Here is a 19918-nt window from a genome sequence, read left to right as displayed (position 1 = left end):
AGAGGCCTTAGGAGGTCGCGTGGAAGGATTTACCAAGGGACGCTGGGGCTGCCGAGGAACTGCGGGAAATCAAGACCAGAACGATGATTGTGATAATATATGGGCTCATCGACAGGTACTCTACCGGCACCGGTATTCCGGCGACCTGAAGGTTGAGTTGTAGCACGGTGATGCCGCCAAACAGGTAGGCGCCAAAGAGGACACGCTGGGCTTTCCAGCTGGCAAATACCACAATCGCAAGGGCGATCCAACCAGCCCCCGCAGTCATGCCGTCAGTCCATTGCGCGACCCGCACCAGTGAAAGATGCGCGCCGCCAAGGCCCGCACAAGCGCCGCCAAATGCAATGGCAGCGAAGCGAATGCGCACGACTTTATAACCAAGTGCGTGAGCGGCGTCGTGGTTTTCACCAACAGCCCGAAGGACAAGCCCCATGCGCGAATATTTCAGGAAGGCCCAAACCGCGACGAGCAGGAAGAGCGAGAAATAGACGATGGGATCATGCGAAAAGAGCACGCGGCCAAAGAACGGGAGATCCGACAAGACAGGGATGTCGAGTTTTGGGGTTACAGGCGGGCGCGCCTCGGCAAAGGATTGCCCGATGAGGGCCGAGAGGCCGAGGCCAAAGAGCGTGAGCGCAAGGCCCGTCGCCACCTGATTGGACATGAGCTTGAGTGTCAGGAACGCGAAAATCATACTGAGGGCGGCGGAGGCCGTAGCGGCAAAGATGAACCCAAGCAAAGGGCTTCCGGTCGTGTAGGCCACGGCAAAACCCGAGACGGCCCCCGTGATCATCATCCCCTCGACGCCGAGGTTCAGAATGCCCGCTTTTTCCACCACCATTTCGCCAATAGCGGCAAGAAGGATCGGGGTTGCGGCGACCATAAGGGACGCCAAAAGCGCTGCGAAATTAACGGACGAGAGATCCATTATGAAACTCCTTTAAGGATGAGCGTCGTGAGCAGGTAGCCCGTGAGGCTCCCGATGAGGAAGATAGACCAGACAAACGCCGAGAGGCGGCGTGTGGCGGGGTCGGGTTCAGGCACAATTATGGGCAAGCGAAACCAGTCGGCAAAATTGCGCAGCATTGTGTGTCCAAACATGGTGGTGCCAACGTAAACAAAGATCATTCCGCTCAGCCAGATTGGGCCGGTGAAAAAACCCATCCCAAGCTGTAAAGCAATGGCGCGCCCCATCGTGCCAATCAATCCGCCAAACAAGAGAAAGATGACGAGCGTGAATATACGCGGCCAGAAATCAGGGTTGTGGGCGCGTGTCATACGGTTTCCGACTTCCCGATGCGGACGCGGAAATTGGTGAAAACATCCATCGCCAAGAGGAAGAACAACAGCATCCCTTGGAACACCTGTATCGCGGCGGCGGGAAGGTTGAGCATGAGCTGGGCCAATTCCCCGCCGATATAGGTGAGCGCCAACAAAAGGCCCGCAAACAGGATGCCGACGGGATGCAGACGCCCGAGGAAAGCCACGATAATGGCGGTAAAGCCATAGCCTGCGGCAAAGCTAGTGTTGAGCTGACCCGACGGACCAGCAACCTCAAAAATACCAGCGAGGCCTGCGGTGAGACCAGAAATCCCCATACAAATGATGATCAGAAGTTTTGGACGCACGCCCGAAAACCGTGCCGCGCGGGGACTTTCACCCGTAAGGCGGATTTGAAATCCAAGCAGGTGGCGATTGAGCAGAATATAGGCGGCGATCACAGCGACAAAAGCCGTCAGAACCCCCCAATGCATGCCCGTTCCAGAAATAAGTTCCGCATTATAAACGGCAGGATATTGTTGGAAATTCCGTGAGCCGGGAAACCCCATGCCGTCAGGGTTACGCAGAAGACCTTGAGAAACAGAGGAAAGTTCGTTGACGGCCACATAGACCAACATGAGCGACACAAGGATTTCGTTGGTTCCGAATTTGGTCTTGAGGAGGGCGGGAATCATAGCCCAGAGAAAGCCACCGACCGCTCCCGCAAGCACCATTAAAGGGAAGACATACCACGCATCCAATGGGTAAAACGCGAGCCCAACTGAGGCACCACAGATCGCGCCAATAATATATTGCCCCTCGGCGCCAATGTTCCAGATGCCTGCGCGAAACCCGATAGAGAGACCGATAGCAATGAGGATCAAAGGGCCGGCCTTAACCAGCAATTGTGGGCGCGAATAGGCGGCAAAATCGGGATGAAACAGCGGATCCCAAAAGATGGTGCGGATGACGATGAAGGGGTCTTTGCCAAGGAAAGCAAACAGTATACCGCCGGCGATCATGGTTAAGAGAACGGCGATAATAGGGGTTACCAGAGTCCACGTGCGTGACGGGGTGGGGCGTTTTTCGAGACGGATCATTGGTGGGGCCCATTTCCTGTGAGTTTGGTTTGTGCGTGGCAGCGAGCGTTAAACATGAGCGGCCTCCATCCCGTGTGCGCCGCCCATCATTAAGCCGATTTCGTCGACCGTCAGACCCTGTACGGGGCGTGGATCGGAGAGACGGCCTTCGTTGAGGGCAGAGAAATTGTCGGAGATTTCCATAAGCTCATCGAGGTCTTGCGAGATGACAATGACCGCCGAGCCTGTGGCTGCGAGATCGAGCAACGCTTGGCGAATATCGGCGGCGGCGGCGGCGTCAACACCCCATGTGGGTTGGTTAACAACAAGCACGTCCGGACGTTGGAGGATTTCGCGACCCACGACAAATTTCTGGAGGTTGCCACCCGAAAGGGCGCGCGCGGCATTATTTGGGCCGGGCGTGCGGACGTCAAAATCGGCGATGATTTTTTCGGCAAAACTTCGTGCCGCGCCCCATTTTATGAAGCCGCGATTGGTCAGGCCTTCGCGAATGGCCCCTGTCATGAGTGCGTTTTCAATGAGGGACATGTCGGGGGCGGCGGCGTGGCCGAGGCGCTCTTCGGGGGCGGTAAGAATGGCGAGCTTGCGGCGTGCGTTCGGCCTCATATGTTGGACTTCTGTTCCATTGACCAAAACGGCGCCTTTGCTAGGGCTGGTTTCGCCCGAAATCGCTGCGAGTAACTCGTCTTGGCCATTGCCCGCGACGCCGCCAATTCCGAGAATTTCACCCGCGTGTACCTTGAACGATACATCCTTGAGGGCGGTTCCAAAGGCGGTGGGGGCACGCATGGACAGGTCGCGCACTTCGATTACAACGTCTTTGAAGTCGTGGGGAACGCGCTCGGGGGTGTGGAGCGTTTGGCCCACCATCATTTCCGCAAGTTCGCGGGAGGTTTTTTCGCGCGGATTACAAATATCGACGACTTTTCCAAGGCGCAGGATTGTAGCGCTATCACAAAGGCTGCGAATTTCGTCGAGCTTGTGGGATATATACAGGATCGACGTGCCCTCGGACGAGAGTTTACGCAGGGTTTCAAACAAGATATCGACTTCTTGCGGGGTCAAAACCGAAGTTGGCTCATCCATGATCAGGATTTTGGGATTTTGCAGAAGACAGCGAATGATTTCAACGCGCTGGCGCTCGCCCGCTGAGAGTTCTCCGACAATACGTTCAGGATCAAGCGGCAGACCATAGAGTTCGGAAACTTCGCGGATGCGGACGCTGAGTACGTTTTGCTTGGGCGGGTTTTCCATGCCTAAGGCGATATTTTCCGCCACCGAAAGCGCGTTGAAAAGCGAGAAATGTTGAAACACCATCGCAACGCCAGAAGCGCGTGCGGCGCGGGGTTCGGCGGGGGTATAAGGCGCGCCCGAGAGTTCCATATAGCCACTATCAGGACGCACAAGCCCGTAGATCATTTTCACGAGGGTTGACTTCCCCGCGCCATTTTCCCCAAGCAAAGCATGCACTTCACCGGCTTTGATCGAAAAGGAGACATCGCTGTTGGCAATCACCCCGGGATAGGCTTTGGTCAGCCCGTTGACCGATAAGAGTGTGTCTTGTGTCATGTCATCTTCCCCATTGTCATGCCGCCCCTTTTTGTGAATCTGGGACGTGTTTTTTGCTTTGACCATCCAGCAATAGCGCGGCGGCAACCGATACGGCAATGGCCTGTGGATGTTTGCCAGTGCTTGGATCACCTATTGGGCAGGCAATGCCGTTTATTTGTGCAGTTTCAAATCCGAACCTTGAAAGGCGACGCTTGAAGCGGGCCCATTTCGTGGCTGAACCAATCAGGCCGATGTCCCGATGCGGGACCTTTAGGAGGGCGGCGCAGAGGGCGAGATCAATCGCGTGATCATAGGTCATGACCAAGTGGCGTGCGGTCGCAGGGGCGTAGGGCACAAGCGTTGGCAAGTCGGCAGCCATGAGGGGCGCGACATTTGGAATGGGGTTTGGAAAGCGGTTTTGGGTGGTGTCGATCAGGGTGACTGCGAACTGGGGTAAAGGCGCGAGGGTTGCCGCAAGGGCGCGCCCAACGTGGCCTGCGCCCCAAATCCAGACGGGCGTTTTGGACGGGCTGACATCTTCAACCAGCCAGCCTTCGCTTAGGCCCGTTTTTGCGGGCTGTGTTGTGGCGGCTTGGTCGGCGATGGGGCGGGCGAATTGGCGGCCTTGGGGTAGGGTTTCCGTTTTGAAAACCTCGGTCACGAGGGTCACGGAGCCGCCGCAACATTGACCCAGATCGGGGCCAAGGGGAATGCGGCGCACAGTGGGGCGGGGCTGGTGGAGGAGGGCTGCGCGAGCATCGTTGACCGCTTGGAATTCAAGCGCACCGCCACCAATGCTGCCGAGTTGATCGTCTTGCCAAACAAAGACTTCGGCCCCCGCTTCGCGCGGCGCGGAGCCTTTCACATCGACAACAACCACACGGGCAACAGGCCCGTGGGAGTGGCACAGCTGGGTAAGCGTTTCGAGGTCGAAACTCATACTCTTACCCGATTGATCGCGGCCAAAATGCCTTCCGCCGTGGCGGGCGCATTCAGCGACGGATAGGTCGCGCCACAGGCTGCGATGGCATCGGAAAGGGCCATCATAACCGAAATACCGTGCATGAACGGCGGTTCGCCCACGGCCTTGGAGCGCGAGATCGTTTCGATGGGATTGGGTCGATCGAATAAGGCAACATTGAGGATATCTGGACGGTCCGAACAGGCGGGAATTTTATAGGTCGAAGGCGCATGCGTCAGCAAACGGCCTTGGTCGTTCCAAACCAATTCTTCGGTAGTGAGCCAGCCTGCACCTTGCACAAAGCCGCCCTCAATTTGGCCGATATCAATCGCCGGATTGATCGAACTGCCCGCGTCATGCAGGATGTCGGTGCGCAGGATGCGGTTTTCACCAGTCAGACGGTCAACGACAACTTCGGAAACGGCGGCGCCATAGGCGAAATAGTAGAAGGGGCGGCCTTTGCCGGCGATACGGTCCCACTTGATTTCGGGGGTTTTATAAAAGCCCGTGGCCGAGAGGCTGATGCGGTTTTCATAGGCGGATTTTACAACATCACACCAATCGCGGGCAGTACCGTTGTGCCAGACTTTATCCTCACTAAAGGTGACACCAGTGCCATCGGGCGTCAAAAATTCCGCCAAACGGCTGCGCAATTCACGACACGCCGCATAGACGGCCATGCCATTCAGATCGGTGCCCGAGCTTGCGGCGGTGGCCGATGTGTTGGGCACTTTGGCGGTGTCGGTTGCGGTGATACGGATGCGTTTCATGGGGATGCCCAACGCTTGCGCGGCAACTTGGGCGACTTTCTGAAACAGGCCTTGGCCCATTTCTGTGCCACCATGATTGAGCGCGACGGAACCATCCTGATAGATATGCACCAAGGCACCCGCTTGGTTGAGGTGGGTCAGGGTGAAGCTAATGCCAAATTTTACAGGCGTGAGGGCGAGACCCTTTTTGAGGATATCGTTTTGAGCGTTCCAAACGTTAACTGCGGCGCGACGGGCCTTGTAGTCGGACGATTCTGCAAGGTCATCGACAAGTTGGTTGATTACACAATCGATGACTTTTTGGCGATAGGGTGTTTCTTGGCCCGTGGGTTTGGTGACTCCATCTTGGGGCGCATCGCGATAAAAGTTCACGCGCCGCACCTCGAGGGGGTCTTTGCCGAGGCTGTAGGCGATGTGGTCGAGCACGCGTTCGATGCCCAAAACCCCTTGTGGTCCGCCAAAGCCGCGATAGGCGGTTGCGGATTGGGTGTTGGTGCGCAGGCGGTGACTCTCAATACGCACATTCGGCAGGAAATAGGCGTTGTCGGCATGGAGCATAGCGCGGTCAGCGACGGGTAAACTGAGGTCTTGGGCCCAGCCACAGCGGCACAGATGCAGGAAATCAACGGCGTCGATTTTGCCGCTATCGGAAAATCCGACGGTATAGGAAATGCGGAAATCGTGACGTTTTCCAGTGATGATCATGTCATCGTCGCGATCATAGCGCATTTTGCAGGGCCGACCAGAACGTTGACCGGCAATGGCACAGGCCACAGCGAGCGCGTTTCCTTGGCTCTCTTTGCCGCCAAACCCGCCACCCATACGCCGAATTTCAACGCGCACACTGTGCATGGGCATGCCGAGAGCTTCGGCAACTTTGTGTTGAATTTCGGTTGGATGTTGGGTGCTGGAATTCACCACCATATCGCCGTTGTCTTGGGGCTGGGCAAGGGCGGCTTGGCCTTCGAGATAGAAATGCTCTTGGCCGCCCATCTCAATGGTTCCGGTCACTCGGTGACGCGCGGACTTGAGGGCATCAAGTGGGTTACCGTTGGTATAAATGCGGGGGCCTTCCTCAAAGCGGCTGTCCGCGTTTAAGGCTTGGTCGATGGTGAGTAGGGCGTCGGTTTGTGCATAGGTGATGTCGGCCAAGCGGGCCGCCTTGCGGGCCAGTAGGTGGGTTTTGGCAACCACGAGGAAAATCGGTTGCCCAACGTAATGTACTTTGCCGATGGCCAGCAAAGGCTCGTCGTGGATGGAGGGCGAGACATCGTTTGTGAACGGGAGATCCCCAGCCACAAGGACGTCTGTGACGCCTTCGGCAGTCCGCACTGCGGTGAGGTCGATGGATGTGATTTTTCCGCAAGCAATCGTGGAAAGGCCGAAGGCAAGGTGGAGGGTTCCAACGGGTGTTGGGATATCGTCCACGTAACGCGCGGCCCCTGTTACGTGCAAGGTTGCGGCGTCGTGGGGAAGGGGGGTGTGGGCGCTCATGCGGTCACCTCGTGTAGATCTACGGCTTGGCCTGAGCCCTCAAGGAAAGCCCGCAGGAGCATGTTTCGCGCGGTTTCCAGACGGTAGGCCGCACTTGCACGGGCATCCGACATTGGGGTGAAATCTTGGGCGAAAGCTTTCATTGCAGTGTCTATCGTGGCGCGGGTCCAAGGCTGGCCGATAAGCGCGGCTTCCACGGAACTCGCCCGCTTGGGGGTGCCTGCCATACCGCCAAAGGCGATGCGTGCTTCGGTGATTGTGGTCCCGTCTTGTATGATGTTGAAGCAGCCCAAAACGGCGGAAATATCCTGATCAAACCGCTTGGACAGCTTGTAGCAGCGTAGCATGTCTGGCTGTTTGGGGATCGAAATACCGATGACAAATTCACCCTCTTGGCGATCCTGTTTGCCATAGTCGATAAAGAAGTCCTCAAGCGGGATGTTGCGGATTTCATCGCCGCGCCGCAGGTGGAGACTTGCACCAAGTGCGATTAGTGCGGGAGGGCCGTCGCCAATGGGCGAACCATTGGCGATATTGCCGCCGATGGTTGCGGCATTGCGGACCTGCGTTGAGCCATAACGCGCGAGCATGCGGGCGAAATGTGCAAAATGCGGCCGGATGGTTGTGGCGAAATCGGTGATCGTTACGCCCGCACCAAAGTGGAGGTGGCTGGGGGATTCTTCGCCAACTTGAAGGTCTTTAACTTGACCGAGGAAAGCAATTTTTTCGGGTGTCTTGAGGTGTTTTGTCACCCAAAGACCGATATCCGTTGCGCCGCCCACAAGGGTGGCATCGGGATTCTTCAAATACCATTGCGCAAGATCATCGCTGGAGGTGGGTTGCACCCAGTTTGCGCCCGAATGGGTGGTTGTGGGGGCGGGGGGCGTTTCAATCATATGGGGCGGGATGGGCGCGGATTGCGATGCTTCGGCAGCGCGAATGATCGGCGCATAGCCGGTGCAGCGACAGAGGTTGCCCGCCAGCGTTTCGTCATGGGTTGTGGTGCCGTTGACATGGGCCGCCGCGAGAGAGACCACAAATCCGGGGGTGCAAAAGCCGCATTGGCTGCCGTGATGCTCGACCATGGCGGATTGAACAGGATGCAAGGCACCGTCGGGGGCGGAAATCCCCTCGACGGTGCGCACGGCTTTACCGTTGAGTTGGGGCATAAAGAGAATGCACGCGTTTTGCGCACGGACACCTTTGTCATCCGTGATCATAACGGAACACGCGCCGCAATCGCCTTCGTTGCAGCCCTCCTTTGTTCCGGTCATTTGTTGCGTTTCGCGCAGCCAATCAAGCAATGTCTGCGTTGCCGCGACCTCTTGTAGCTGCACAGTTTCTCCGTTGAGAAGAAACGTGATACCCATGCGAAAACCCGCCACTTTCTTTTCATCATTGGAATTTTTGCACCCTGCCCGATGTGGCGTAAAACAGAGATGCTCCCAGTATTTTTGTAGCAAAGCGTAGTTTAGGGGTGTCTGGCAAGAAATCTTTCACAAACGGGTGAAGAAAGAGCTATCTGTTTTATGCGATAATCCGATTTCTGGTGAGTTTTTTCCTAGGTATGCGCGATTGGACGTTTCCCTTACTGAGGAAGGAGGATAGTTTTGCTGGATGTCAGAACCACAGTTTATTCACCTTCGCCTGCATTCAGAATACTCGCTCCTTGAGGGGGCGGTTCCAGTCAAGAAACTCTCGGGATTTTGCGAGCAAAACAACATGCCTGCGGTGGCGTTGACGGATACTAATTCGATGTTCGCCGCGCTTGAGTTTTCCGTCACCGCGAGCAGTTATGGCATCCAGCCGATTCTGGGGTGCCAGATGGATATCACCTATGATCCCGCCGCTCCCGGAGAAAAACCGCGCCTGCCTGCTCCTGTGGTCTTGTTGGCGCAAAATGAGGCAGGTTACGAAAACCTGATGCATCTTTCGAGCTGTCTTTATATCGACAGTAATGGCGAAGTACCGCAGGTTTCACTGGATCAACTGGAGCAATATGGCGCTGGGCTGATTTGTTTGACGGGGGGAGCTGAGGGGGCGGTTGGCAAGCTTTTACAAGCATCGCAACGCCCAAAAGCCGAGGCGCTGATGGCGCGTTTGGCCCAGATTTACGACGGTCGCCTCTATGTGGAATTGCAACGCCATCCCGGAGAGGGCGGCCAAACAACAGAGGCCGAACAAGGTACCGAGCGCGGGTTTGTCGAGATGGCCTATGCGCGGAATTTGCCGCTGGTGGCGACCAATGATGTCTACTTTCCTAAATCCGACATGTACGCGGCGCATGATGCGCTTATTTGCATCTCTGAGGGGGCCTATGTTGACCAGCAACAACCCCGCCGCAAGCTAACACCGCAGCATTATTTTAAGTCGCAACAGGAGATGATCACCCTGTTTGCGGACCTTCCCGAGGCGATTGAAAATACCGTTGAAATTGCAAAACGCTGTGCCTTTAAGGCGGCGCTGCGGGATCCAATTTTGCCAAAATTCGCCGACGATGAAGTCGTGGAGTTGCGCCGTCAAGCGAATGAGGGCCTACAGGCACGGCTCGCGATTATTCCTCATGCTGTGAGTTTGGAAGCCTACCAAGAGCGGCTGGATTTTGAGTTGGGTATTATTGAGGGCATGGGGTTCCCTGGCTATTTTTTGATCGTTGCCGACTTCATCCACTGGGCCAAGGAACATGACATTCCGGTAGGTCCGGGTCGAGGGTCTGGCGCGGGGTCGTTGGTGGCTTATGCGCTGACCATTACCGACCTTGATCCGCTGCGCTACTCCCTTCTTTTTGAACGGTTTTTGAACCCAGAGCGGGTCTCGATGCCGGATTTCGATATCGATTTTTGCATGGACCGCCGCGAAGAGGTGATCCGCTATGTACAGCAAAAATATGGCCGCGATAAAGTTGGGCAAATCATCACATTCGGGGCCCTTCTGAGTAAGGCCGCCATCCGCGATATTGGGCGCGTTTTGCAGATGCCCTATGGGCAGGTCGATCGTCTGTCAAAACTGATCCCCGTGGAGGGGGTTAAGCCGGTTTCGATCGCTCAGGCCCTAAAGGACGAGCCGCGTTTGCGTGAAGAAGCGCGCACCGAAGAAGTTGTTGCGCGGCTGTTGGATTATGCCCAGCAAGTCGAGGGGTTGTTGCGCAATGCCTCGACCCACGCGGCGGGTGTTGTGATCGGGGATCGCCCTCTTGATCAACTCGTTCCGCTCTATCAAGATCCGCGTTCAGATATGCCCGCGACCCAGTTTAATATGAAATGGGTTGAGCAAGCCGGATTGGTGAAATTCGACTTTTTGGGCCTTAAAACTCTGACGGTCATTCAGTCCGCGCTCAACTTACTGAAACTTCGCGGAATTGACGTCGATATCGGCACGATTCCTTTGGACGATGAGCTGACTTACAAGCTTTATGCCAGCGCGAAAACCGTCGCGGTTTTTCAGGTTGAGAGCTCGGGGATGATGGATGCGCTTCGGCGTATGAAGCCCAACTGTATTGAGGATATCGTGGCGCTTGTTGCGCTCTATCGGCCCGGTCCGATGGAAAATATTCCGACCTATTGTGAGGTCAAAAATGGCCTGAAGGAAATTGAATCCGTTCACCCGCTGATTGACCATATTCTTGAGGAAACTCAAGGGATTATCGTCTATCAGGAACAGGTGATGCAGATTGCGCAGGTCATGGCTGGCTACTCGCTTGGGGGCGCGGATTTGCTGCGCCGCGCGATGGGTAAAAAGATCAAAGAGGCGATGGACGCCGAGCGGCCGAAATTCGAAAAAGGCGCGGGCGAGAACGGCGTTGCCAAGAAGAAGGCCAGCGAGGTTTTCGACCTTCTTGAGAAATTTGCCAACTATGGTTTCAACAAATCCCACGCAGCGGCCTATGCGGTTGTGTCCTATCAAACAGCGTGGCTAAAAGCGAACCATCCCGTCGAATTTATGGCCGGTGTGATGAACTGTGATTTGCACCTTACGGACAAGCTTTCGGTCTATGCCGAAGAGGTGCGGCGCGGGTTGGATATCGAAATTATCCCGCCCTGTGTGAACCGTTCGTTGGAGACGTTTACCGTTTACGAGGGTAAAGTCGTTTATGCGCTGGGCGGATTGAAAAACGTGGGTGCGGATGCGATGGGGCTGATCGTTAAGGCCCGCGAGCCGGGACCAGACGGGGCAGGTGGCAAGCCATTTGCGACGCTCTATGATTTCGCACGTCGGGCCGACATGAAACGCGTCGGGAAACGCCCTCTTGAAATGCTTGCACGGGCAGGGGCGTTTGATCAACTTGATCCCAATCGGCGGCGGGTTTTTGAAAGCCTTGATGTGTTGGTGGGCTACTCCGCCGCCATACACGAACAGCGCGCGTCAAATCAGGTTTCGCTCTTTGGCGAGGCGGGCGACGATTTGCCCGAACCGCGCCTTTCAGGCGTCGAAGACTGGAATTCTGACGATCGTTTGTCTGAGGAAAATAAAGCGATTGGCTTTTATCTGTCGGGCCACCCGCTGGATGATTATATGGCGCCGCTTAAGCGCAAAGGCGTGATTTCCCTCGATGAAGCGCGGGAGAAAGCCGAGCGAACAGGGGCGGCAATTTGCAAAGTCGGGGTGATCGTTTCGGGCCTTCAGCAACGCAAATCTGGACGCGGCACTCAGTTTTTTAGGATGAATATTTCTGACCCAACAAGCCAGATCTCGGGCATGGCGATGTTTTGCAAAGATTTTGAGGCGACCCGCGCGGTATTGGAGAAAACATCCCGCGTTGTGATGACCATTGAGGCGAAATTCGAGGACGGTCAGTTTGATCCTATCGCCCGCAGCGTGACGCCCATCGACGGGGTCGTCGCGGAGGCTGGCACCAAGGGTTTGAAAGTGTTTATCGAGACCGTGGAAGCGGCAACTTCGGTTGCGTCGGTTTTGGAGCGCGCGCTTGATGATAAAGCCAATCGCAATCGCGGGCCGATCTCTTTTTGCTTGCTCGATCCGAGCCTTCCAGGGGAGGTTGAGATGGAGTTGGGCAAAGAATATCCTGTAAGCCCGCAGATCAAAAGCGCGCTCAAATCGCTGGGCGGTGTGGTGACGGTGGAAGAGTTTACATAGGCAAACTTCGGGGCACCTGAAGGCGTTTAATCGCCGAGTTTTAAACGTGGTTATTGCTTTGTGAACCAAAATTCACGTAAAAACACCGTGAATTGAGGGCAAAGAAGGCTGGGGAAACCAGCTCCGCGCCTCTTTTGGGGGATAGAATGACGTTAAAACTGCTCGCGAAACCATGCGTTTGCGCAATGATCATCTTCTTGGCTGGCTGTCAGGCGACGACAACGCCGGTGCAAGAATCAGACGCGCCAGACCAAGAGATCACGACAATCAGCCAACTTGAAGGAGCGCCAAGCGGCGCGAAAACCTCCCTAGTTGCCGATCCAAATGAACAGAGCTTCTTTTCGCGCCTATCTGGAAATAAAGCCAATGATGCGGAGGCCACAATTGCAACGGGGCCTGCGCCGCTGGGCGTGGCTATCAAAGCTTGCGGGATTTCTAAAAGAGCGATGGGAACGAAAATCGAAGGGTATCCGGCAAAGGGCTCGAAACTTTTCCTCTATGATTCTAATCCATCCACTAAAACCCCACATGATTTTTACATCACAGGTTTTTCAGACAACTGCCCACGTAAATTTACCGCCGCTGTGGCGATGTTTGGCGACCTGCAATTGCATGAAATTATGCGCTATGAAGTGAAAGAGAAATCGGTCCCCTATTCCGATACTGACATGGCCTATGAGGTCATCAAGGGGCAGAAATGTAACGTCGGAAAGGGCGTGGCCTGTGGCGAGAAGAAAATGAATACGCTCGCAAAATCAACTGCTTTGGTTACACTTTATGGAGCGTTTGGTGGTGTTGGAGAATGGGCTGAAGTTTTGCTTCACAATGGTAAAATCCGTGCGAGCACCTTGGTGAAATAACGCTAGATTTCTACCAATGTGGCGGGCGTTGGTCCGTAAGAACGGCGCCGCCGCCCCCTTGAGATTCACGTTCCGCTTCGCGTTGCAGGAGCATTTGCACACGGTGCTTCAGAAGGCTGTTTTCAGTATCCATACGCGCAACAATATCGGACAGGTCCTCGACCGCGCGGGTCAAATGGGCCATCTCTTCTTCGATTTGCGTGATACGTTTTTCGCTCATAGGCCTGCCATATCACCACAGATCGATGAATTCTAGAGCCTTTACCTTGCTCCCAAGCGCGTCGCGCGATAAAGCCCAAAGCGTAAACATTGCGATGAGGGCAAGACATGGCCAAGCAGAAAAAACAACCGCGTCCCAAGGCGATTACTCCCAAGGGATTCCGCGATTATTTTGGTGCCGAAGTAACGGCGCGCAAACAGATGCTCGATCAGATTGCCGAAGTGTATCATCGTTATGGATTTGATGCTCTTGAGACTGCTGCTGTTGAAACGGTTGAGGCTTTGGGCAAGTTCCTTCCCGATGTGGAGCGCCCGAATGCGGGTGTTTTTGCGTGGGAAGAAGAGGATTCTGGTTGGGTGGCGCTGCGCTATGATATGACCGCCCCCTTGGCACGGGTTTTCGCGCAGCACCGCAATGATTTGCCCACGCCGTATCGCCGCTATGCGATGGGGCCAGTTTGGCGCAATGAGAAGCCAGGACCTGGGCGTTTCCGTCAGTTTTACCAGTGCGACGCGGATACTGTTGGCACCGCGAGTGTTGCTGCTGACGCCGAGATTTGCGCGATGTTGTCGGACACGCTTGAGCAGGTCGGAATCGAGCGCGGGGATTATATTGTGCGGGTGAATAACCGCAAAGTTTTGAACGGCGTGATGGAAGTCGCGGGAGTTCTTGACCCGTCTGATCCGGAGAAGTTTGAAGCCGAACGCGGGATTGTTTTGCGGGCGATTGATAAGTTGGATCGTCTAGGCGAAACGGGCGTGCGCGCACTTCTTGGCGCGGGCCGTAAAGACGCGAGTGGCGACTTCACCGATGGCGCTGGATTGACAGAGGCGCAGGCCGATGTAGTCATGGGCTTCATGGCGGCCAAGCGCGAAACAGGCGCCTTAACCGTGGCGCGTTTGCGCGAATTGGTCGCGGGGTCGGCCGTTGGCGCTGAAGGTGTCGACGAACTTGAAACGATTACGGAATTGCTCGCCGCACAGGGCTATGCGAGTGATCGTATTGAGATTGATCCTGCTGTTGTACGCGGATTGGGCTATTACACAGGGCCCGTTTATGAGGCCGAATTGACTTTTGAAGTGCTCGACGAAAAGGGCAATAAGCGCCAGTTTGGCTCCGTCGCAGGCGGAGGTCGTTACGACGATCTTGTGAAGAGATTTACCGGTCAAGAGGTTCCAGCAACGGGAGTCTCGATTGGCGTCGACCGCCTGTTGGCGGCTTTGACGGCCAAGGGACGTGTCGATACCCGCACCGCAGGACCCGTTGTTGTGACCGTGATGGATAAGGCTCGCATGGCTGATTACCAAACAATGGTTGCGGAATTGCGCCAAGCGGGCATTCGCGCCGAAGTCTATTTGGGCAATCCGAAAAACTTTGGCAACCAGTTGAAATATGCGGATAATCGCCATTCCCCGATTGCGATTATTCAGGGAGGCGACGAGGCCGTGGCCGGCGTTGTTCAGATCAAAGACCTCATTTTGGGTGCGAAAATTGCCGAGAATGCGACGCTTGAGGAATGGAAATCCCGCCCGAGCCAAATCGAAGTGCCACGCGACGAATTGGTCGCACAAGTGCAAGCCATGTTAAAGGGGCAGAGCGATGACTCAGAAACCTGAAGTCCGCGACGAAGCCGCCCGTCTTCAGGCGTTTTTTATCGCCGCTGGTGCGCAGGTCGTTGATACCGATATCCTGCAACCCGCCGAAACGCTTTTGGACCTCTATGGTGAGGACATTCGCGCACGCGCTTATGTGACCAACGACCCCTTGCGCGGCGAGCAAATGTTGCGTCCTGATTTCACGGTGCCCGTTGTGCAAATGCATATGAAAAGTGGCGCATCCCCTGCGCGCTATGCCTATGCGGGCGAAGTTTTTCGTCGGCAAGAAGAAGATACTGCACGAGCGAATGAGTATTTTCAAGTTGGCTACGAGTTGTTTGATGGTGCTGATCCAGCGGCCTCCGATGCCGAAGTCTTTGCGTTGTTCCAAGAGGTGCTGTCGCCTTTGGGCCTGCGCGCTGCGACGGGCGATATTGGGATTCTTATGGCGGCGGTCAAAGGGTTGGGAACAACCGAGCGACGCCGCGCGGCCTTGCTGCGCCACATATGGCGTCCTCATCGGTTTCGTGCCCTTCTGGACCGTTTTGGCGGACGTAAACCCGCGCCCGCGAGCCGTCTAAAGATGCTTAAGAAATTACGCACACTGTCGGCCGAACAGATGATCGAGAATGCAGGAACTTTTGTCGGCCAACGAAGCGCCGCCGAGATCGCAGCACGCCTAAGATATCTGGAAGAGGACGCGAAATCTCCCGCGATTTCCGCAGGAGAAGTCGAGATTCTGGAAGAAATTTTGAAGCTGAGGGAAACGGCGCCAAATGTTGTCGAAGCTTTGCATGATATCGCGATTGACTTGCCGTCTATTGGGCCCGCTGTCGAGCAACTGTCCAAACGACTGGACGCGATGTCTGAGCTTGGTGTCGACGTGGATAGTCTCGATTTTGAAACGTCTTATGGGCGCAGCACGATGGAATATTACGATGGATTCGTTTTTGGGTTCTATGTGTCGGGCCGCCCAGATTTACCGCCTGTTGCGACGGGCGGGCGGTATGATGCGTTGACCCGTGTTTTGGGGCAGGGTGAATCGATTCCCGCCGTTGGGGGCGTCATCAGACCAGGCCTCACTTGGGGCTTAAGGGAGGGCACGGTATGACGATCAAAATTGGTGTCCCCTCCAAAGGGCGGTTGATGGAAAAAACCTTCGACTGGTTTGGCGCGCGGGGAATTTCGCTTCGCCGCACAGGGTCGGAGCGAGAATACGCAGGGGCCATTGACGGTGTGGAAGGCGTTGAACTGGTGCTGATGTCGGCGGGTGAAATTCCGCGCGAATTGGCCGCTGGGCGCATACATCTCGGGGTGACGGGCACAGACCTCATTCGCGAAAAACTGGCCGTCTGGGAAAACCAAGTGGCGGAACTTGCCTTGATGGGTTTTGGACATGCCGACCTTGTTATCGCCGTACCAATCTGTTGGGTCGATGTGGAAACGCTGGACGATCTTGACGCGGTGGCGGCACAGTTTCGCGCCACACACGGAATGCGGCTGAGAATCGCGACAAAGTATCACCGTTTGGTACGTGATTTTCTGCGGGATCATGGGGTGGCCGACTATCAACTCGAGGACAGTCAAGGCGCGACCGAGGGCACAGTAAAGCACGAAACCGCGGAAATGATTGCCGATATTACCTCCACTGGGGATACTTTACGCGCCAACCACCTCAAGGTTTTGGTCGATGGTGTCGTGCATAAATCGCAGGCCACACTGCTGCGCTCCCGCAATGCGGATTGGGGCAATGATGGTCGTAAAATTTTGCGGGACCTGCTGGATAAGCTCGAAATATCGGATTAATTTTGGCCCTAAAGGACGCCGATTTCGCCGAGGGCTGCTGCCAAATGGGCGGGTAATTCATCTTCGGCGCGCGTGCTGCGGAAAAGGTCTGCGGGGGCATCTTCTGGTTTTAGGTAACGCCATCCTTGGAAGGCGCGCCGCGTCGCAGGCTGTGTCCGAATAAGCGTGGGTTCCATCAGGATCGCGCAGCGTCGTATGCCATCTTCGCCGATTTTTTCTTCAAGCGAGTGGATTCGCTGACGTGCTTGAATGACTCCTTTAATGACCCAATAAAGAGAGCCTCCCCCGAGCAATTCGGGTTCGCGTTTGGGCCACATACGGGTTACATGTTGCGAGGGGGATTCTGGCGAGGTGGCGCGCGCCTCGCGGAATGATTGCAAGTGTTCAAACGACTCGATGCCGACGCATAGCTTTACTAGATGTATGGTCATATTTGCAACGAACCCCAATATATGGACAAATTACTCTTGCCCTAGGCCACAACATACTTCAAGAAGGGGTCTAATTGCAATTGACCCATTTGCAATTAAAGTTTATCAAAATCACCCTGCCACACGCAAACACAGGACTATCTTATGAGCCGTTTCTCTGCCCCTATCGCCGAACAAATTTGGGACATGAAGTATCGCTTCAAAAATGCGGATGGGACGGCCATTGATGCAAGTGTCGAAGATAGCTGGCGCCGGATCGCGCGCTCGCTAGCGTCTGTTGAAAAAACGCCTTCCGATTGGGAAGGCAAATTCTATGAAGCGCTTGAAGACTTTAAATATTTGCCAGCAGGCCGGATCACGGCGGGTGCAGGTACAGGGCGTGCTGTAACGCTTTTCAACTGTTTTGTTATGGGCACCGTTCCCGACAGCATGGGCGGCATTTTTGACATGCTAAAAGAGGCCGCGCTGACGATGCAGCAAGGCGGCGGCATTGGCTACGATTTCTCAACAATTCGCCCCAGAGGCGCGGGCGTTATGGGCGTGGCTGCGGATGCATCGGGGCCGTTGTCGTTCATGGATGTGTGGGATTCCATGTGTCGCACGATCATGTCCGCAGGCAGTCGCCGCGGCGCGATGATGGCCACAATGCGGTGCGACCACCCCGATATCGAAGATTTCATCACAGCCAAAAAAGACAGTGCGCGTCTGCGAATGTTTAACCTTTCCGTGCTCATCACCGATGATTTTATGGAAGCGGTAAAAGCAGACGGCAGTTGGGAATTGAAGTTTAACGACACGATCTATCACACAATCCAAGCGCGTGATTTGTGGAACAAGATCATGCAGGGCACGTATGATTATGCCGAACCCGGTGTGATTTTTATCGACCGGATTAATATGGCTAATAACCTAAGCTATTGCGAAACAATTGCCGCGACGAACCCCTGTGGCGAACAACCTCTACCACCCTATGGCGCGTGCCTTTTGGGCTCGATCAATATGGCGCGGTTGGTGTCTGATCCTTTTGAGACGACCGCAGCATTGGACGAGGCGTTGCTTTCTGATTTGGTCGCTACAGCCGTCCGTATGATGGACAATGTGGTCGACGAAAGCCGTTTCCCCCTTGAGGCGCAGGCCCAAGAAGCGGCAGCGAAACGTCGGATTGGTCTTGGTGTAACAGGCCTTGCAGATGCGCTTTTGATGGTTGGCCAGAAGTATGGTTCCGAGGAAGCCGCGCGTCAAACCGAAGCTTGGATGAAGGCTATTGCGCGCGCGGCCTATCTGGCCTCGGTGGACTTGGCGAAAGAAAAGGGTGCGTTCCCATTATTTGATGCCGAAAAATATCTGGCAACCGGCAACATGATGCAAATGGATGACGACGTGCGCGACGCGATCCGCAAGCACGGAATTCGCAACGCGCTTTTGACGTCCATCGCGCCAACGGGCACGATTTCGCTCTATGCTGGCAATGTTTCGAGCGGGATTGAACCGGTTTTTGCCTATGCCTATACGCGTAAAGTTCTGCAAAAAGATGGCTCGCGCACCGAAGAAGAAGTCGTGGATTATGCGGTCGATATGTGGCGTCAAATTAAAGGCGACGAAGCACTTCCCGACTATTTCGTGAATGCGCAAACCCTTGCGCCCCTTGATCACGTTCGTATGCAAGCGGCCGCGCAAAAATGGATCGATAGCTCGATTTCCAAGACCATCAATTGCCCAGAAGATATTAGCTTTGAGGATTTCAAAGAGGTCTATATGGCCGCATGGGATCAGGGCTGCAAAGGTTGCACAACCTATCGTCCCAATGACGTGACGGGCAGCGTTTTGTCTGTATCTAGCGAAAGCGAAAAGGCTCCAGAAGTCGATTCAGGGGCGGACGTTGTTTACATAACGGAGCCATTGGATCGCCCACAAGCCCTTGAAGGAAATACATACAAGCTGAAATGGCCTGACAGCGAGCATGCGATTTACATCACGGTGAATGACGTTGTTATTGGCGGTCATCGTCGTCCGTTTGAGGTGTTTATCAACTCCAAAAATATGGAGCATTTTGCTTGGACTGTCGCCCTTACACGGATGATTTCTGCCGTGTTCCGCCGTGGAGGGGATGTGAGCTTTGTGGTCGAAGAGTTGAAAGCTGTGTTTGATCCTCGGGGTGGCGCGTGGATGGAGGGCAAATATGTGCCTTCAATCCTTGCGGCTATCGGCGGCGTGATCGAACGTCACCTTATCATCACAGGGTTCATTGCCGGCGAAGGGATGGGGCTCAAATCCGATCCACAAGCGGATGTTGTGGCCATTGGTGGCGCTCCACGTGGAAAGGCCTGTCCGTCCTGCGGGCAATATAGCTTGCAAATGAAGGAAGGCTGTATGACGTGTAGCGATTGTGGCCACAGCAAGTGCGGGTAGTTGAGAAACAGTAATCTTGATGTTTTCGCAAGCAAAAGTTGGCCATTGGGCCGTTTGCCTCCCGAAAGTGTATTTATTAATGATCGTTTACTTAACCTGTTTCGGATATTTGAATTTATTTGATCGTGGGTCTTAAAAATAATGCGGTACAGTGATTATTGCAAATAAAATTCTGGACGTCACGTGACGGTTATTTGTCTGTAATCTAATTACAGGACTTTTATCATGCTGGTCGGTCAAATTTGCTGATATTCATCAGGCGATACTTCCCGTGGCAGGCTTGAGCCGACTTCAATTGGTGGCATACCAGCTATTCAGCTTCGCGACGTGGGATCTCGTGGAGACATCACTGACGGGTCGCTGTAGC

The 19918-nt window shown here is 54.9% G+C and carries 15 protein-coding genes; 6 read left to right on the top strand and 9 right to left on the bottom strand.

The features are described from left to right. Positions 1-7: 7 nt before the first annotated feature. From AB9F26_RS08890 to xdhA, 7 genes are read right to left on the bottom strand one after another with little or no spacing between them, the layout of a single operon-like run. Positions 8-928: an ABC transporter permease gene (locus tag AB9F26_RS08890; protein ID WP_335585619.1), complete on the bottom strand. Its 921-nt coding sequence runs from the start codon at positions 926-928 to the stop codon at positions 8-10. Then, positions 928-1278 carry a hypothetical protein gene (locus AB9F26_RS08885; RefSeq protein WP_369754272.1) on the bottom strand — a complete coding sequence of 117 codons (351 nt, stop codon included), beginning with the start codon at positions 1276-1278 and terminating at the stop codon, positions 928-930. The genes AB9F26_RS08890 and AB9F26_RS08885 overlap by 1 nt, the downstream gene beginning before the upstream one ends. Further along, positions 1275-2360: an ABC transporter permease gene (locus tag AB9F26_RS08880; protein WP_335585617.1), complete on the bottom strand. Its 1086-nt coding sequence runs from the start codon at positions 2358-2360 to the stop codon at positions 1275-1277. The genes AB9F26_RS08885 and AB9F26_RS08880 overlap by 4 nt, the downstream gene beginning before the upstream one ends. A 48-nt stretch (positions 2361-2408) precedes the next feature. Continuing rightward, positions 2409-3929, bottom strand: coding sequence for an ABC transporter ATP-binding protein (locus AB9F26_RS08875; RefSeq protein ID WP_335585616.1), 1521 nt, complete (start codon positions 3927-3929; stop codon positions 2409-2411). Positions 3930-3945: 16 nt separating this feature from the next. Further along, positions 3946-4851, bottom strand: a complete 906-nt coding sequence (gene xdhC / locus AB9F26_RS08870) for a xanthine dehydrogenase accessory protein XdhC (protein WP_335585615.1) — start codon at positions 4849-4851, stop codon at positions 3946-3948. Beyond that, positions 4848-7136 (bottom strand): xanthine dehydrogenase molybdopterin binding subunit, encoded by a 2289-nt coding sequence (xdhB, locus tag AB9F26_RS08865; RefSeq protein WP_369767819.1) that lies wholly within the window; start codon positions 7134-7136, stop codon positions 4848-4850. Before xdhB ends, xdhC begins: the two co-directional genes overlap by 4 nt. Beyond that, positions 7133-8506, bottom strand: coding sequence for a xanthine dehydrogenase small subunit (gene xdhA, locus AB9F26_RS08860; RefSeq protein WP_369767817.1), 1374 nt, complete (start codon positions 8504-8506; stop codon positions 7133-7135). The genes xdhB and xdhA overlap by 4 nt, the downstream gene beginning before the upstream one ends. 247 nt (positions 8507-8753) lie before the next feature. Between xdhA and dnaE the strand changes: the two genes are divergently transcribed. Together dnaE and AB9F26_RS08850 are read left to right on the top strand one after the other, a co-directional pair. After that, a complete protein-coding gene (gene dnaE, locus AB9F26_RS08855) occupies positions 8754-12230 on the top strand; it encodes a DNA polymerase III subunit alpha (protein WP_369767816.1) in 3477 nt (1158 codons plus the stop codon). Positions 12231-12376: 146 nt separating this feature from the next. After that, a complete protein-coding gene (locus AB9F26_RS08850) occupies positions 12377-13090 on the top strand; it encodes a hypothetical protein (protein ID WP_369767815.1) in 714 nt (237 codons plus the stop codon). A gap of 10 nt (positions 13091-13100) precedes the next feature. Here the strand turns inward: AB9F26_RS08850 and AB9F26_RS08845 are convergent, their stop codons facing one another. Further along, positions 13101-13310: a SlyX family protein gene (locus tag AB9F26_RS08845; RefSeq protein WP_039004423.1), complete on the bottom strand. Its 210-nt coding sequence runs from the start codon at positions 13308-13310 to the stop codon at positions 13101-13103. A gap of 107 nt (positions 13311-13417) precedes the next feature. Here AB9F26_RS08845 and hisS point away from each other — a divergent pair, with 107 nt between their 5' ends. The 3 genes from hisS to hisG are packed head-to-tail and all read left to right on the top strand — an operon-like array spanning position 13418 to position 16711. Continuing rightward, positions 13418-14926, top strand: a complete 1509-nt coding sequence (hisS, locus tag AB9F26_RS08840; RefSeq protein WP_369767814.1) for a histidine--tRNA ligase — start codon at positions 13418-13420, stop codon at positions 14924-14926. Then, entirely contained in the window at positions 14910-16016 is a 1107-nt protein-coding gene (locus AB9F26_RS08835) for an ATP phosphoribosyltransferase regulatory subunit (RefSeq protein WP_369767813.1), read from the top strand. The genes hisS and AB9F26_RS08835 overlap by 17 nt, the downstream gene beginning before the upstream one ends. Continuing rightward, positions 16013-16711, top strand: coding sequence for an ATP phosphoribosyltransferase (gene hisG / locus AB9F26_RS08830; protein WP_369767812.1), 699 nt, complete (start codon positions 16013-16015; stop codon positions 16709-16711). Before AB9F26_RS08835 ends, hisG begins: the two co-directional genes overlap by 4 nt. Positions 16712-16719: 8 nt before the next feature. On the opposite strand, the gene AB9F26_RS08825 is transcribed toward hisG, so the two are convergent. Beyond that, on the bottom strand, positions 16720-17142 hold the full coding sequence (locus AB9F26_RS08825) for a DUF1489 family protein (RefSeq protein ID WP_369767811.1): 423 nt from the start codon (positions 17140-17142) through the stop codon (positions 16720-16722). A 144-nt stretch (positions 17143-17286) separates the two neighbouring features. Between AB9F26_RS08825 and AB9F26_RS08820 the strand changes: the two genes are divergently transcribed. After that, positions 17287-19551, top strand: coding sequence for an adenosylcobalamin-dependent ribonucleoside-diphosphate reductase (locus AB9F26_RS08820; RefSeq protein WP_369767810.1), 2265 nt, complete (start codon positions 17287-17289; stop codon positions 19549-19551). The last annotated feature ends 367 nt before the right edge of the window (positions 19552-19918 follow it).

It is taken from the genome of Falsihalocynthiibacter sp. BN13B15 (assembly GCF_041205415.1).
Lineage (GTDB): Bacteria > Pseudomonadota > Alphaproteobacteria > Rhodobacterales > Rhodobacteraceae > Falsihalocynthiibacter > Falsihalocynthiibacter arcticus.
The sequence above is the reverse complement of the archived record's forward strand: the minus strand, read 5'-3'. Positions and strand labels throughout refer to the sequence as shown.